The sequence below is a fragment of the Nocardia sp. NPDC050378 genome (assembly GCF_040655675.1).
Classification (GTDB): domain Bacteria; phylum Actinomycetota; class Actinomycetes; order Mycobacteriales; family Mycobacteriaceae; genus Nocardia; species Nocardia coubleae.
On record NZ_JBFAKI010000020.1, the window covers coordinates 89,042 to 104,950 of the forward strand.

Annotated in this window: 15 protein-coding genes; 3 read left to right on the forward strand and 12 right to left on the reverse strand. The window is 67.8% G+C overall.

Going from position 1 to position 15,909, the window contains the following annotated elements:
• Positions 1-5 precede the first annotated feature (5 nt).
• Entirely contained in the window at positions 6-860 is an 855-nt protein-coding gene (locus AB0I35_RS28945) for a dienelactone hydrolase family protein (RefSeq protein ID WP_357399497.1), read from the forward strand.
• Positions 861-873: 13 nt separating this feature from the next.
• Here the strand turns inward: AB0I35_RS28945 and AB0I35_RS28950 are convergent, their stop codons facing one another.
• The 6 genes from AB0I35_RS28950 to AB0I35_RS28975 all read right to left on the reverse strand — a co-directional run bounded on the left by AB0I35_RS28950 (position 874) and on the right by AB0I35_RS28975 (position 5,400).
• Entirely contained in the window at positions 874-1,986 is a 1,113-nt protein-coding gene (locus tag AB0I35_RS28950; protein WP_357399498.1) for a serine/threonine-protein kinase, read from the reverse strand.
• 191 nt (positions 1,987-2,177) lie between these two features.
• The gene (locus tag AB0I35_RS28955) at positions 2,178-2,603 is read right to left on the reverse strand and encodes a hypothetical protein (RefSeq protein WP_357147160.1); all 426 of its coding nucleotides are present in this window, start codon (positions 2,601-2,603) and stop codon (positions 2,178-2,180) included.
• A 41-nt stretch (positions 2,604-2,644) separates the two neighbouring features.
• Positions 2,645-4,384, reverse strand: coding sequence for a hypothetical protein (locus AB0I35_RS28960; protein WP_357399499.1), 1,740 nt, complete (start codon positions 4,382-4,384; stop codon positions 2,645-2,647).
• 8 nt (positions 4,385-4,392) lie between these two features.
• Positions 4,393-4,725, reverse strand: a complete 333-nt coding sequence (locus AB0I35_RS28965) for a hypothetical protein (RefSeq protein WP_357399500.1) — start codon at positions 4,723-4,725, stop codon at positions 4,393-4,395.
• Positions 4,726-4,809: 84 nt separating this feature from the next.
• Positions 4,810-5,118 carry a DUF6802 family protein gene (locus AB0I35_RS28970; protein ID WP_357399501.1) on the reverse strand — a complete coding sequence of 103 codons (309 nt, stop codon included), beginning with the start codon at positions 5,116-5,118 and terminating at the stop codon, positions 4,810-4,812.
• A 90-nt stretch (positions 5,119-5,208) separates the two neighbouring features.
• Positions 5,209-5,400 (reverse strand): PspC domain-containing protein, encoded by a 192-nt coding sequence (locus AB0I35_RS28975; protein ID WP_357399502.1) that lies wholly within the window; start codon positions 5,398-5,400, stop codon positions 5,209-5,211.
• Positions 5,401-5,545: 145 nt separating this feature from the next.
• Between AB0I35_RS28975 and AB0I35_RS28980 the strand changes: the two genes are divergently transcribed.
• Complete coding sequence (locus AB0I35_RS28980; protein ID WP_357399503.1) at positions 5,546-7,186, forward strand: ABC-F family ATP-binding cassette domain-containing protein; 1,641 nt, start codon at positions 5,546-5,548, stop codon at positions 7,184-7,186.
• Positions 7,187-7,207: 21 nt separating this feature from the next.
• On the opposite strand, the gene AB0I35_RS28985 is transcribed toward AB0I35_RS28980, so the two are convergent.
• The 6 genes from AB0I35_RS28985 to AB0I35_RS29010 form a co-directional block, all read right to left on the reverse strand.
• Positions 7,208-7,549 (reverse strand): hypothetical protein, encoded by a 342-nt coding sequence (locus tag AB0I35_RS28985; protein ID WP_357399504.1) that lies wholly within the window; start codon positions 7,547-7,549, stop codon positions 7,208-7,210.
• Positions 7,550-7,679: 130 nt separating this feature from the next.
• The gene (glmM, locus tag AB0I35_RS28990; RefSeq protein WP_357399505.1) at positions 7,680-9,017 is read right to left on the reverse strand and encodes a phosphoglucosamine mutase; all 1,338 of its coding nucleotides are present in this window, start codon (positions 9,015-9,017) and stop codon (positions 7,680-7,682) included.
• Positions 9,018-9,156: 139 nt separating this feature from the next.
• Positions 9,157-9,678: a 30S ribosomal protein S9 gene (gene rpsI / locus AB0I35_RS28995; protein WP_084457283.1), complete on the reverse strand. Its 522-nt coding sequence runs from the start codon at positions 9,676-9,678 to the stop codon at positions 9,157-9,159.
• On the reverse strand, positions 9,675-10,118 hold the full coding sequence (gene rplM, locus AB0I35_RS29000; RefSeq protein WP_022567307.1) for a 50S ribosomal protein L13: 444 nt from the start codon (positions 10,116-10,118) through the stop codon (positions 9,675-9,677). Before rplM ends, rpsI begins: the two co-directional genes overlap by 4 nt.
• Before the next feature lie 181 nt (positions 10,119-10,299).
• Positions 10,300-11,601, reverse strand: a complete 1,302-nt coding sequence (locus AB0I35_RS29005) for a hypothetical protein (protein ID WP_357399506.1) — start codon at positions 11,599-11,601, stop codon at positions 10,300-10,302.
• Between the two features lie 73 nt (positions 11,602-11,674).
• Positions 11,675-14,212 (reverse strand): FHA domain-containing protein, encoded by a 2,538-nt coding sequence (locus tag AB0I35_RS29010; protein ID WP_357399507.1) that lies wholly within the window; start codon positions 14,210-14,212, stop codon positions 11,675-11,677.
• Between the two features lie 107 nt (positions 14,213-14,319).
• Between AB0I35_RS29010 and AB0I35_RS29015 the strand changes: the two genes are divergently transcribed.
• The gene (locus AB0I35_RS29015) at positions 14,320-15,765 is read left to right on the forward strand and encodes a metallopeptidase (protein ID WP_357399508.1); all 1,446 of its coding nucleotides are present in this window, start codon (positions 14,320-14,322) and stop codon (positions 15,763-15,765) included.
• Positions 15,766-15,909 lie beyond the last annotated feature (144 nt).

The following is a 15,909-nucleotide window of genomic DNA, read 5'->3' on the forward strand; positions in this document are numbered from 1 at the left end:
ACGCCGTGTCGGACTCCGTGAAATCGCTCCTGAGCACCCTGTCCATGCGCGGTCCTCACCGGGTGCTGCGTGGCAACCTCGGGATCGCCGGTCAACCCGGCGTCGTCTATACGCCGGAGTCCGGGCTGAACCTGCCCGCGGTCGCGTTCGCGCACAGCTGGCTGACCAGCGCAGAGAACTACAAGGGCCTGCTCGAGCACGTCGCCTCGTGGGGTTTCGTCGTCGCTGCCCCCGACACCGAACGCGGACCGATCCCGTCACACCTCGACCTCGCCACCGACTTGCTCACCACCCTCGACATCGTGAGCAAGGTCCGTCTCGGCGACGGAACCATCAGCGTGCACCCCGACCGCCTCGCCCTGGCCGGTCACGGCATGGGCGCGGGTGCCGCTGTCATCGCCGCCGCCCAGCGCACCGTCGCCACCGTCGCCGCCCTCTTCCCCGCGCCCACTTCCCCCGCCGCGGAGAACATCGCCACCGACCTCGACACCCCAGCCCTGATCCTGGCAGGCGACGACCTCGACTCCATCAACTCCAACGCCCGCCCCCTCGCCACCGCCTGGTCGGGCCCCTGCCTCCTGCGCCGCCTCGACGGCGCCACCCACAACGGCATCATCGAAGGCCGCCGCCTCTTCGCCGCCCTCGGCGCGGGCCGCTACGAATACAAAACCGACAAGGCCACCCGAGCCCTCCTCACCGGCTACCTCCTCGCCACCGTCCTGGGCGACAAAAAATACAAGCCTTTCGCCGACCCCGAAGCGTCCATCCCCCACACCACGATCATCGACCCCCACGCCGAGGTGGAAGTGGAAACCCCGAAGCTGTCCATCGGCACGATCGCCAAACTCATCAAGGGCTGACAGTCAGCTGGTATCAGCGGGCGACGTTGGTGAAGGCGAGGATCCAGGCCAGCACCACAACCAGCACTGACACGTAGAACAGGGTGAGGAGCACGCGCGGACCCAAGCTGGTCGACCGTCCGTCGGAATCCATGCCGATAGCCGGTTCGTCGACGCCCGCCCGAGTCGTCATCGCGACCCCTACTGGCCCGCTTCTCACCACAGGTGTTCGCGGCGGGCCAGCGTCGAGGGTGCCACGATCGACAACTATGGTCGGCGCGCTCCGGTGCGGCACCGCCCGTCGGGACACGTCGACAGGATCAGGATCACCGAGGAAGGACCGGCTCACGGCAGCGGCGAAATCGCCACACGAATCGAACCGATCCGCAGGCCTTTTCGCGGTCGCCCGGGCCAGAGCCTCGTCCAGTGCGGGCGGAAGTTCGGGACGAACACCTACGATCGAGGGAATAGTCGCGGACATGTGTGCCTGAATCACTGCTACCGGATTGGTAGCTTCGAATGGGGAGCGACCAGACAACAGCGCGAAGAAGGTGCAGGCAAGCGAATACTGATCGCACTGCGGTCCGAGCGCCAGCCCGGCCAGCTGCTCAGGCGACGCGTAAGCCAAAGTAGCGGTGAAGGTTCCAGTCCTGGTCAGCGGACTACGATCGAAATGCAACCGGGCAATGCCGAAGTCCGCCAACAACACCCGCTCGGGACGACCCGGATCCGCCGTTGCGAGCAGCACATTGGCTGGCTTGACATCCCGATGCAGGACCCCACGACTGTGCGCGAAATCCAGCGCCTCGGCGACTTCTGACACGATCCGCACGGCCCGCAGCGGTTCGAGTACTCCCACCGCCGCAGCGTCGGTGCCCGGCACATACTGCATCGCGATCCACGGGCGATTCCCCTCGACCCCCCGGTCGTAGACCGTCACGATATTCGGATGATCCAGGCGCGCAGCAAGATCCGCCTCCCGCTCGAACCGAGCCCGTGCCTCCGCATCGCCGAACATCTGCTCATCGAGCACCTTCACCGCCACCGACCGCGGCAGCCGAGGATGCCGCGCCAAATACACAGCCCCCATCCCACCCCGCCCGAGCAACCGCTCAAACTCATACCCCGCGACAGACCCCATGCTCATCAGTTCATTCCCCCTCGTCGGCCGCCCAGAATACGCATGCGACCGGGCTACTGTCGGCGCAACGGGTAGTCACCGTGACGGTCTCCTAGAGGCCGGACCCGGAACCCCGCGATTCCGCCTTCAACAACCTGTCCCCCAACGCATCCGCCGAACACGTCTCCATCGATCCTGCTCGGACCCCATCGACCGGCTCAGTCCAGCCATGTCGAGCGGCGGTAATACTCGGCCTCTGGATCGTAGTCGCCGTCCGAGGGGGCGACCGTCGATCTGGCCTGCCGCGCGGCACGTGCCCGGGCGACCGCCGCCCGGATTTCGGCCTGCCGCTGCTCTTCGGGAGTCATGGTCGGGTCCGGTACGAAGGGAGCGGGGGCGGGGGCGGCAGTCGTGCGGACAGGAGCTTCGTAAGCTGGTTCCGGCTGCACAGGTTGCGGCTCAGCGGTTTCGGCTGCCTCAGCTTCCTCCTCGGCCAGTTCTCGCAAGCGAGCGGCTGCGTCGACGGCCAATTGTTCCGCGCGCATCGCAGTCTGCCGATTAGCCTCGTCGATCTCGCCCATCAGCAGCGAAGACCGCCGCCGCGCTTCCGCCGCGATCTGCTCGATCTCTGCCGCGTAGTCCACGATCGCCTATCCTTCCGAAATCGAGGGCGATTCGCCAACGATCACAGTGGACCTGCCTCGGCAAGGACCGCTCCGCTGTCACCCGGATCGCTCACGGGTAGATCGATGCTCGGTACATGCTCATTGTCTGTTCCCTGCTGGAGCGGGCGTGGGGCGACAGGAACACCGCCCGCTACCGAGCCCGACGACTCTTCGCCCGAACCGATTTCGCTTGTCACCGGGGCATCGCTGAGGTCGGGGGTCTGCGGCCCGGTCGCATCGGGGGCGCTCGAATCGCTGCTGGTATCGGCACCGGCTTCACCTTGGCCTGTACCGGACTGTGGTGTGCCCGAACCGAGGATGCCGGTGGACTCGTCCTCGGCGGTCGACGGGGCGGATTCCTGCGTCAATACGGGTTGCCCGTTCTCGTCCAACGACAGCGTGTATTGGTTCGTGGCACCGCTGGCGTCAGTTGTCGTCAGCGACAACCCATTCGGGCCCGCCTCGATGCTCACCTCGGTTCCGCCGAGCTGGAACGTGGCCTCGTGCTCCTGGGAGAGCAGGTTGTTCGCCTGTTCGGTGAGCTGCTCGATGCCGTCGCCGATCGACGTGCCGACCGATTCGATGGTGGAGGTGAGCGTAGTCCCGAGGTCGCCGGTCAGCGCCTCGGACGCGGTCGTGGCGAGATCGCCGACCGTCGAGGCGATGGTTGACAAGGCCGAGCTCATGTCGGTGGTCGAGTCATCGGTCGTCGTCGAGTCGTCGTCGGTGGACTCTTTAGTCCCGGTCGCTGTCTTCGCAGTCGACCCGTTGGACGTGTCACCGATTTGTGTACCTGCAGCCGAGGTTTGACCAGCGGCGTCCCCTGTCTGGCCACCCGAGCCTCCTTGGTCACCTTTCGCCTTCGACTGGTCGCCGGCCGCAGGTTGGTCATCCTTGGTCTGCTTGTCTTGGGCAGGCGCTACTCCGGTTCCCGACACAGACGGATAACCGCGCTCGACAACACCGGCGGCCGCTGTCTCCACTGCCGTGAACAAATTCTCGATAGCAATTTTGGTCGTGGTGCACTGGTCGTTGAAGATCCGCACCTTGTCGTTGTAGTCCGGCATGAAGACGATCGACAGCCAACGCTTACAGATGTCTTTGATCGCGTCCTTGTATTCTTGGGAAGTCGTATTTTCAATACCCGCAGTGGTGTCTGCAATATCCGTCACGCCGGCCGAGTTGCGATGGGAGGTCATCGCTGTCAGCTCGCTGTCGAGGACACCGCTCCCGGTTTTCGCCCCGTCGATCACACTGTCGATACCGATCGGATCCAGTCCGCCGACCGTCGGCACCGCCTTCTGGTTCCCCCCGACGTACTTGTCCACCGAGCCGTCCATCAGCTTCAGCACTGTATCCGCCTTGGCTTTCACCAGCCCGGGGATCTGTGCCGCCGCCGCTGTCAGCGCCACTTCGAAATTCCGCACCGCATCGCGATCCTCGCCTGCCATCGTGGCGATCCGACCCAGCTGCGCGGCAGCAGCTTCGGCGGCCGCGCCCTGCCATCCGGACTGCATCGATTGCGCGGCCGACTGTTGGGCAGCGACTTCGGCGTCAGCCGTGGTCAACAGCTGGCGTACCGCGACGGCCGCGGCGTCCAGCTTGGTGATGTTCATCTGGCGCTCGTTGTCGTACGGTCGCACCAATTCGTAGAAGTCGAAGCTTCCGCCGAAGGCGTCAACATACCGCGGACCCAGTTGCTCGAAATACTGCAGGCCGGGAGCACCGTCATCGAGAAGGCTGTCGATCGACTTGGTCACGGCCGCACCTACTTCGCCGGAGCGGGGGCGGCGCCGTCGAGCCCGCGCGCGGTACTCACGTCGACATCGGTGTACTCGACGGCCGCCTTACCGATCGCGTCCGCGAGCCCCTCCGAGGCACTCGTCCAGACCTTGGCCCAGCCGACCACCCGACCCAACGCCAGATCGATCTTCTGCCCGCTGCCGGTGTAAGCCCTCCCGGCGTCGGCCGCGACCCATTCCAGGGTGTCGACCGCCTTCGCCGAGGTACGGGTCGCTGTCACGGTGTCCCGCACCGTGTCGGCGGTCTGCTTCATCGCGACCTGATCGACGATGACCCCGCCGGAAGCTTTGTCGCCCATCTCCCCCACCTCCCCAACACACAGCGCCCGGATGACGCCCTACCTACTTCGACGCGCGAACCCGTCCATCGGTTCCCGCGAAATCTACTTTCCCAGATTCCCCTGATCGGTCCGCCGCCACTCCGACGTCCCGTCCGGATGCCGGTGGTACTCCCACGCCGCGTAGTCACCGTCGTCCTCGATCACCGTCACGTGGTCGGCCAGACCGTCCTCGTCGTAGTCGGACCAGATGGTGGTGGAGTTGGGGTCGGTGTGGGTGAGGGAGTCGGCGACGCCGTCGGTGTCGAGGTCCTGGGAGGGGGAGTTGAGTTCGACGGGGCCGAGGCTGTCGAGGGGCGTGTGCGCGTCGATGTCGGGTAGGCCGAAGCCGGGGATGTCGCCCGAGGTGACCATGGCTCCTCCTCAAACGGGAACTCGCGGATGACGGCGCGGCGGAACTCCACCATCCTGTCATCCGCGAGCGGCTCACGGCCACGTCGGGTGTTACTTCTTCGGCATGATCACCCACAGGATCAGGTACAGCAGGAACTGGGGTCCGGGCAGCAGACACGAGGCGACGAAGGCGAGGCGGACGACGCTCGGGCTCCACCCGAAGTAGTCGGCGATGCCGCCGCAGACGCCTGCGATCCATTTGTCGCTGGTCGAGCGGGTGAAGCGGCGGGCGGGGGCAGTCATGATGGTGTGCCTTCCTGTCGAGCGGTGATGATTCAACTGTGCCGGCGGGTGCCACTGCCCGGCATCGGTCGACGGACCCATCCACACCCTGATTTCGGGCCACCCCATCTCAGGGTCACACCCTGAGATCGGGCAGACTCGAGCGGTGAGCACGACACTGCACGCCAGCGGCCTGTCCGCGGGACACGCCGAACGGACCCTGTTCGCCGACCTCGATTTCACCCTCGCGCCGGGCGATGTGATCGGGCTGGTCGGCGTGAACGGCGCGGGCAAGTCGACGCTGCTGCGGATGCTGGCCGAGCGCGACGCGGGCGACGGGACCATCACGCTGAGCCCGCCGGATGCCACCGTCGGCTACCTGGCGCAGGAACCGGAGCGCATCGAGGGCGAGACCGTGCTCGAATTCCTCTCCCGCCGAACGGGCGTGGCGCAGGCGCAGCGGGTGATGGACGCCGCGGCCGAGCGCCTCGGCGAGGGCGGAGACGACGACTACTCCCCCGCGCTGGAACATTGGCTGGCCCTCGGCGGCGCGGACCTGGAGCAGCGGGCCGAGGAGGTCGCGGCCGAACTCGGCCTCATCGATGGTCTGGCCGGTGGCCTCGACACCCCGATGACGGGCCTGTCGGGTGGCCAGGCGGCGCGCGCCGGGCTGGCGTCGGTGTTGTTGTCGCGCTTCGACATTCTGCTGCTCGACGAACCGACCAACGATCTCGACCTCGACGGCCTGGAACGGCTGGAACGTTTCGTCACCGGCGTGCGGGTGCCGCTGATGGTGATCAGCCACGACCGGGAGTTCCTGGCGCGCACCGTGAATCGTGTGCTGGAACTGGACCTGGCCCAGCAGCAGTACGGCATGTACGACGGTGGCTACGAGGCGTATCTCACCGAGCGCGAGATCGCCCGCAAACACGCGCGCGAGCAGTTCGACGAATTCGCCGACACCAAAGCTGGTTTGGAGGCACGCGCCCAGATGCAGCGCAACTGGCTCGAGCACGGTGTGCGCAATGCCCGGCGCAAAGGCAAGAACGACTCGGACAAGATGGGCCGCAAAACGCGCGCCGAGTCCACCGAGAAGCAGGCGGCGAAGGCCCGGCAGACGCAGCGCCGCATCGAACGGCTCGAGGTGGTCGAGGAACCGCGCAAGGAGTGGGAGCTGCGGATGGAGATCGCCACCGCACCGCGCAGCGGAGCCGTGGTCGCCACCGCGAACAACGCGACGGTCACCCGTGGTGAGTTCACGCTGGGGCCGATCACCACTCAGATCGACTGGGCGGACCGGATCGTGCTCACCGGCGCCAACGGCTCGGGCAAGTCCACCCTGCTCGGGCTGCTGCTCGGCAAGATCGCTCCCGATTCCGGTTCTGCCGCTGTGGGTTCCGGTGTCGCCATCGGCGAGGTGGACCAGGCGCGTGGCCTGTTCCGCGGCCCCGAACGGCTGGTCGACACCTTCGGCGCGGCGATGCCGGAATGGCCCGATGCCGATGTCCGCACGCTGCTGGCCAAGTTCGGGCTGCGTGGTCCGCATGTGATCCGGGCGTGCGACACGCTCTCACCGGGTGAACGCACCCGCGCGGCCCTCGCCCTGCTCCAGGCGCGCGGAGTGAACCTGCTCGTCTTGGACGAACCGACCAACCACCTCGACCTGCCCGCCATCGAACAGCTCGAGCAGGCGGTCGAATCCTTCACGGGCACCCTGATTCTGGTGACGCACGACCGCCGCATGCTGGATTCTGTGCGAGCGACCCGCCGCTGGCACATGGCCGCCGGGCTGCTCACCGAGAAATAGGACGCCCCCGGCAAGTTCTGATCAGATCGGTTGGACCACAGCCGTTTCCGTCGCACCGAACAGGTCGATATCGGACCCGAACTTGATCCCGACCAATCCGGCGACGAGCGTGGCGAGCAGGATCGCGACAACCGCGATCAGCGGCCGTGAGCGCGGCGAAGGCCGTGGCACCGCTACGGCGCCGCTGCGCGACGACTCGGCCTCGATGCGCTGACCGTATCCTTCGTCGCGGATCGGCACCGTCGGCGAATACCCCTGCGGCACTTCACGACAGCCCGGCCGTCCGCACGCCCCACCGCAGCGGTGGGGCTCGCCGTACTCGTAGTACTGATCCTGGTAGTTGCGGGCAGGCAGCGGCGCCATGATCGGCCCCCTTCGAATCGTGCTGCGCGCCAAACTCTCCGGTGCGCCGAGCGAGCACACGCGCCACGGGCACACAGGTCCTTACGGCGTACGCCGATAGTAGATGCAGCGGCGACGGCACGCCAGCGGATCAGACGGCGGCGACCTGCTTGGCCAGGTCGTCGGCCAGCTGACGCGCCTGCGCCGGATCGGTGGCCTCCACCATCACCCGAACCAGCTGCTCGGTGCCGCTGGGCCGCAACAGTACCCGGCCCGACTCGCCGAGCATGCGCTCCGCCTCGGCCACCGCGTCGCGCACCTGCGGGGCGGCGGCGACCGCCGCCTTGTCCGACACCTTCACGTTCACCAACACCTGCGGCACGGTGCTCATCACCGACGCCAGGTCCCCGAGCCCGCGACCGGTCTGGGCCATCCGCGCCATCAAGCGCAGGCCGGTGAGCACACCGTCCCCGGTGGTGCCGTAGCGCGGGAAAACCACGTGACCGGACTGTTCGCCACCGAGGCTGAACCCGCCGCGACGCAGTTCCTCGAGTACGTAGCGGTCACCGACAGCGGCGGTGAGCACGCGAATACCGGCCTCGCGCATGGCGATATGCAGACCGAGGTTGCTCATCACCGTGGCAACCAGGGTGTCCTCGACCAGTTCGCCCGACTCCCGCATGGCCAGCGCGAGTACCGCCATGATCTTGTCGCCGTCGACCACCTCGCCCGCGGCGTCGACCGCGAGGCACCGGTCGGCGTCGCCGTCGAGCGCGACACCCAGATCGGCGCCGTGGGCGAGCACCGCGGCGCGAACCGCGTCCAGGTGGGTGGAGCCGCAGCCGTCGTTGATGTTGAGACCGTTGGGTTCGGCGTTGATCGCGATCACCGTCGCGCCCGCCTCCCGGTACACCTGCGGCGCCACCTCGGCGGCCGCGCCGTGCGCGCAGTCGACCACGACGGTGAGCCCGGACAGGTTCTCCCCGGTCGATTCGAGCAGATGCTCGACATAGCGTTCGTGGGTGCCCTCGACGGTGTAGTCGCCGCGCACGCGGCCGATGCCCGCGCCGGTCGGGCGCACGGTGGCGCCGTCGGCGATCAGGGCCTCGATCCGCTGTTCCACGGCGTCGTCGAGCTTGTGCCCGCCCGCCGCGAAGATCTTGATGCCGTTGTCGGGCATGGGGTTGTGCGAGGCCGAGATCATCACGCCGAAGCACGCGTCGTACAGGCCGGTGAGGTAGGCGACGGCCGGGGTGGGCAGCACACCGACGGACAGCACGTCGACACCGGTGGCGGTCAGGCCCGCGGTCACCGCGGCCTCGAGCATCTCACCGCTGGCGCGTGGATCACGGCCGAGCACCGCGACCGGACGCTTCTTGCCCCGGCTGAGCACCTGCGCCGCCGCACCGGCGACCCGCATCGCCAGCTCCGGGCTCAAAGACTCGTTGGCGAGCCCACGAACGCCGTCCGTACCGAAAAGCTGTCCCATACCTGCCCCTTGTAGGTGGTCCATATACAGCACGAGAGCAGGCGACCAGCCGTGCTGGAAGCCTGCTCTCGCACACGTGCTCCGCAGACCGTACCGCCTCAGCCAAGGTAGGCGAAGACGGTGGTCGGCAGTGCCGAAATCAGCGCTTCGAGTACTGAGGCGCCTTACGGGCCTTCTTGAGGCCGTACTTCTTGCGCTCGGTGGCACGCGGGTCACGAGTCAGGAAGCCGGCACGCTTGAGCGCGGGGCGATCCTCGGGGGTGACCTCGATCAGCGCACGGGCGATGGCCAGACGCAGAGCGCCCGCCTGACCCGAGGGGCCGCCGCCGTGCAGCAGGGCGACGATGTCGAAGGACTCGGTCCGCTCGACGGTCACCAGCGGGGACTTCACCAGCTGCTGGTGCACCTTGTTCGGGAAGTAATCCTCGATGGTGCGGCCGTTGAGGGTGAAGTTGCCGGAGCCCGGAACCAGTCGCACGCGGACGACGGCTTCCTTACGGCGGCCGACGGTCTGCACGGGACGATCGATCACGATCGGCTCGTAGGACGCCTCGTAGACGGCCTCGCCCTCGTCGTAGCCTTCGCCGTCTTCGACGACCTCGACCACGGTCTCGTCGACCGCGTCGAACTCTTCGGGGGTGAACTCTTCAGGAGCGGTCACTGGGCCACCTGCTTGATCTCGAACGGAACCGGCTGCTGCGCGGCGTGGGGGTGGTTCGGGCCTGCGTAGACCTTCAGCTTGCCCGCGATCGCGTTACCCAGCTTGTTCTTCGGGATCATGCCCTTGACGGCCTTCTCCACGAGACGATCGGGACGGGTCGCCAACACCTCGCCGACAGTGCGCGACTTGAGGCCGCCCGGGTGTCCGCTGTGGTGGTGGATCAGCTTGTCCTGCTTCTTGTTGCCGGAGATGGCAACCTTGTCCGCGTTGATGATGATGACGAAGTCGCCACCATCGACGTGGGGTGCGTAGGTCGGCTTGCCCTTGCCGCGCAGCAGGCCAGCGGCCTGCACGGCGAGACGGCCGAGGACTACGTCAGTGGCATCGATGACGTACCACTTGCGGGTGACGTCACCTGCCTTGGGGCTGTACGTAGGCACAGTCGTTCCCTGTCTGTCGTCGGTGTTGCCGGCCAACTGTTATGGATCCCGTAAATCGGGATTTGTCCCGGCGGCCGGTGGAGACCCGGGACATCGCGGAGACACCGAACCGCGAACGGGTCGACGTTCCACACGCCAGCGGCCAACGATACCAGCCGGGTATGACGCCCCCACAATCGGACTAGATGACCACCGGCGGGCCCGGGTCGGTGGTGCGCGCCGGACCCGGGATCAGGTAGCGCAGGTTGTCGATGCCGGGGGTGGCGCACCCCTCGACGATGCTGCCGTCCGCGGTCGCGATGCCGTCGGGCGGCGTGGTGTTGACGTACGGGGTGAACGCGCAGTCCGAGGCGTCGGCCGCGAGGGTGGTGTCGGTCTGCCAGCCGGTGGCGGCGAGCGCCAGCGCGCCGAGCACGGCGGGTGCGCCGAAGAAACCCTTCTTGACCTTGCCGAGGAGTTTTCCGCGCTGGTCGGCTTCGTCGTCGAGCGCGTGTCGGCCACCGGACTGGGCGGGCGGTCCGGCCACGAAACCGGCGGGCCCCGGCGGCTGGGCGGCGGGCGGCGCGGCCGGCGGCGCACCCCAGCCGACCTGGGCGGCGTAGGCCTGCCCTGGATGCTGCGGCTCGGGGTAGTCGTCCTCGTCGAACGGCTCGGTGACCAGCAGATGCGCGGCGCCGAGCACCAGCGCGTGCATCGGGTGATCGGCCACCTGCAGCCGCTGCCCGAGGTGGTTCTGGAAGGCCAGGCGCAGCGCGTCGTTGAAGCAGACGTTGCCCGCGAGCAGCACCGTCGAGGTGTCGGCGCCGATGGAACGGGCCGCGGCCATCGCCTCGATCACCACGTTGTCGGCGGTGCGCGCGTCGCGCAGCGCCTCCGGGTTCACCGAGACCTCCACCGATTCGGTCGGCTGCTCGTCGTCACCGTGCACCGCGACGACCAGCAGCGTGCGGCCGTCGGAGTAGATGCCGGTGGCGCCGATGCCGGTGTGGTGCCGCTCGCTCGGCGGCGAGACCAGGCCGAGCGCGCGCAGGTATCCCGACAGCGCGACGCTCTCCGGTAGCGGTTCGACGACCACGTCGAGCTGTTCGACCAGCCCGGCGTAGACCTCGACCTTCTCCTCCGGCCAGCTGTCCGGATACGGCAACGCCACCAGCTGCGGCTTACCGCGCAGATACTTGCCGACGGCGGCCAGCGGGTTGTAGAGCCTGGCCCGGAACACCAGTTCGGCGGGCCAGGTCGCACCGGCGATCACGATCTGCGGGTGCCCGAGGATGTCGCGCACGTCGGCGATCGCCATCCCCAGATCGGGTCGCTGCCGGTCGACACCGGCGGTGTGCAACCTGCCCGCGGCGTCGGCGAGCAGGTAGGCGGGCGGGGTGTAGGTGCCCTCCACCTGAACCGGGCGGATGGGGGTCTCACCGCCACCCGCGGCGACAGACACCACATCCCACCCCAGATGCAGGGCGCCAACTCGAACGGTCACAGGCTCAAGTGTGCCCGGTCGGCGCTCGACACGCGCAGTGTGTCCGCCGAAACGGCGTCGACCTGCCCGGACATCATGCCTGCGACCGCTTCAACCGCAGGCGCGTCCAGGTGAGGAACGCCAGGGCCGAGGTGATCACGAGCACCATGGCGATGTCGAGGATCCAGATGCCGACCGAGTGTGTCCACAGCGAATCGTCCTGCGCACCCCAGAACAAGTTCTTCAGGTCGACGGTCGACGCGCCCGACGCGTACCCCCAGCGGGCCGGGAACAGGTACGACACCTGCTCGAGGCCGACGCGGTCGGTCACCGGGATCAGACCACCGGCCATCACGAGCTGCACCATGATCATCACCACCAGCATCGGCATGACCTGCTCGTTGGACTTGGCCAGGCTCGACATCAGCAGACCGAACACCACACAGCAGACCGCCGTCATGGCGATGTCGATGTAGAGCTCGATGCTGCCGTTCGGAATCACCGACCCGGCGCCGGGCGGGTTCTTGCCGAGCAGGGTGATGCCGATCAGCACCGCGGACTGCAGGAACGCCACCACGCTGAACACCGCGATCTTGGCCAGCAGGTACGCCGAGGGCAACAGCCCGACCGCCCGTTCGCGGTGGAAGATCGTCCGCTCACCGACCAGGTCACGCACACTCAGCGTCGCACCCATGAAGCACGCGCCGAGGATGAGCACCACCAGCAGCTGCTGGGTCTCGCTACCACCGGACTTGGCGAACGACCCGTCGGGCTGGGCGACCAGCGGCCCCGCGGCGAATCCGTTCTCACCCGGCACCACCAGCGACAACGCGCCGAGGATGAACGGCAACACCACCAGGAACACCAGGTAACCGCGATCGGCGAAGATCAACCGCAACTGCCTGCGCGCCAACGTGCTGAACTGCCGCATGCCACTGGACTGCGGCGGCGCACCGGCATTGCCGCGCTGCAACGGCTGGGGCGGCGGTGGCGGCGGCACATAGGCCTGCCTCGACCGATACGCCGCGAAGGCCTGGTCCGGGTTGGCGGCGACATTGGCGAAGATCTCGGCCCAGTCGCTGGTACCCATCGCCGCGCCGACGCCACCGGGGTGGCCGGCGAACGCGGTCTTGCCGCCGGGCGCGAGCAGCACCACCTGGTCACACATGTCCAGGCAGGCCACGGAGTGGGTGACCACGATGACCACGCGACCGGCGTCGGCCAGTTCGCGCAGCATCTGCATGACCTGCCGGTCCAGCGCCGGATCGAGGCCCGAGGTCGGCTCGTCGAGGATCAGCAGCGACGGACCGGTGAGCAGCTCCATCGCCACCGACGCGCGCTTGCGCTGACCGCCGGAGAGCCGGTCGACCCGGGTATCGGCGTGCTGGGTGAGCGAAAGCTCTTGCAGCACACCGTCGATCACCTGCTGACGGTCGGCCTTGGTGGTATCGGGCGGCAGCCGAAGCTCGGCGGCGAAACCGAGGGCCTGGCGGACGGTGAGCTGACGGTGCAGCACATCGTCCTGCGGGACCATGCCGATACGCGAACGCAGCGCCTCGTACTCGGCGTGCAGGTTGCGGCCCTCGAAGGTGACCACACCGCCGGAGGGCTGGGTGTTGCCCGCGATCAGCTTCGACAGCGTCGACTTGCCCGCGCCCGAGGGGCCGATCAGCGCGGTCAGCGTGCCACGCCCGGCCTGCATGTTCACATCGACGAGCAATTGCTTGTTGCCCTCGACGGTGAACCCGACCCCGTGCACCGTGAGACCCAGCTCGGCCACCGGCTTCTGCCGGTGCACCAGCGCACCCTGCGCGACGACGAAGTCGATGTTGCCGATGGTGACGATGTCACGCTCGCGCAGCACGGTGCGCTGCTGACGGTGACCGTTGACGAAGGTGCCGTTGGCCGACCCGAGGTCCTCGACGACCAGCCCCTCCGGCGAGGAAACCAGCCGCGCGTGCTTACGCGAGGCCAGCGGGTCGTTCACCACGATCTGGTTGTCGGAGGTGCGGCCGATGCTCAGCCCGCCGGGCGGGATGCGGTCACCGCGCGCCACCGGTTCGGTCGAGGCCGCCTTGCGCACCGGCGGCAGCATCGAGGAGTCGGCGCGGCGGGTCATATTGATGTTGTCCTGCGGCGCGACCGGCTGCGACGGCAACTGCGAGGTCGGCACGTACTGCGGCCGGGCAGGTGGTTGCTGCTGTTGCGGCGTCGGATGTGACGGTGGCTGGAACGCGGGGCGCTGCGGCGGACGGTGCTGCGGTTGCTGCTGCGACGGCGGCGCGACCATGGTCGCCGCGTGCCGCGATCCCGCCCCCGGCGCCGCGGGCACGAGGTGCAGCAGCGGCCCGCTGATCGCGTCGCCGAGGCGCACCTGGGTCGGCCGGTCGATCGAGACCGGCTGACTCAGCCTGCGTGCGTCGACGAAAACGCCGTTGGTACTGCCGTTGTCGGCGAGTACCCAGGCGCCGTTGCTGAAGCGCAGAGTGGCGTGCACGCGCGAGACCAGCGGACTGTCCACGAACAGGGTGACCTCGGGCGCACGGCCCATGGTGATCTGCTGGCTCGCTTCGAAGACTCGTTCGGTTCCATCATGGCGCACGGTGATGGTCTGCGCCCCCGGTGAAGACATGGAGCGGATACTATGCCATCGCCCGGACATCGGCGGTGCCCCCGAGACGGCTTCACACCCGATCCGGCGACCGACCTGCACGTGTATCCGGCCGACCAGGGGGACCGATGCCGAAAGGCCAAGTGCTCGTTGCCATCACCGCCGTGCTATGCGCACTGCTGAGTGTGGGTTGCACACGGGCGGTCGACGGCCGCGCGGTCTCGATCTACGACGACCCCTTCCGGGTGGCCGGTCTGCCGACCACCGGTGGCCCGAACGGCCCACGACCCGGCGTCGCGGATTCCTCGCTCACCGCGTCCAACGGTGACGGCGGCGAAGTCGACGCCCTCGCCCTCAACGCCATCGAGGACATCCAGACCTACTGGGAGTCGGTGTTCGGCACCGAGTTCCGAGGTGAGACGTTCGACCCGGTCACCACCCTCATCTCCTGGGACGCGCGCGCCCCACGGAACTCGGCGGTCGAGTTCTGCAAGGAAACCACCTACCACCTGGTGAACGCCGCCTACTGCCGCAGCGACAACTCCATCGGCTGGGACCGTGCGATGCTGCTGCCCACGATGAGCGAGACCTTCGGCCCGATGTCGGTGGTGATGGTGCTCGCCCACGAATACGGGCACGCCATCCAGACCATGGCCAAGATGGTCACCAAGAAGACCCCGGTACTGGTGAAGGAACAGCAAGCGGACTGTTTCGCCGGCGCGTTCATGCGCCATGTAGCCGAGGGCAAGTCGAAGCACTTCACGATCAACACCTCCGACGGCCTCAATTCCGTGCTGGCCGCGACGGTTTCGATTCGCGATTCCGACCCCGACGATCCGGAGAGCGTGCACGGTTCGGCGTTCGAGCGGGTCACGGCGGTGCAGATCGGTTTCACCGACGGTGCGCGCGGCTGCAAGGGCATCGACGAGGACGAGATCGAATCGCGCCGTGGCAATCTGCCGCAGAGTTTCTCCGGCGACCATGGACGCGGCGAGTACCCGATCACCCAGAGCAATCTGGTGGAACTGAGCAAGGCCCTGCAGGCGGTTCTGCCGGTGCGGCAGTCGCCCTCCTACGACTATTCCGGTTCGCAGGTGGAGTGCGACGACGGCGCCGTCACCAACCCGGTCACCTACTGCCCGACCGACAACGTGATCGCCACCGACGTGCCAGGCCTGGCCGAACGCGGTTCCGCCGACGACAGCGACGACGGCCCGCTCCCGGTGAAGGTGAGCGGCGACTACAACGGCTACGTCCTGTTCATCTCCCGCTACACCCTCGCCGTGCAGCGCAGCAACGGCCAAGCGCTCACCGGCGCGAAGACGGGCCTGCGCGCGGCCTGCCTGTCGGGCGTGGTCACCGGCAAACTCGCCGAGCCCGGCCGTCCGGTCAGCCAGGGCGACATCCAGCTCTCCGCGGGCGACCTGGACGAAGCGGTCTCCGGCCTGCTCACCGACGGTTTGGCCGCCAGCGACGCCGAAGGCAACACCGTCCCCAGCGGATTCTCGCGCGTCGACGCCTTCCGCGCGGGCGTCCTCAACGGCGCGACAACCTGCGAATCCCGCTACAGCTGACGACGACCACCACGACCCGACCTCGAGGAGGGTCCGCCGCGAAGCGGCGGTTCGCGGCCGTCCCGACGATCAGGTGCCGTGGCGTAGGCGACGAAGGAGCGGCCTTGTCGGCGGATGCGGGAAAAGTACTGATGTTCCAGCGGG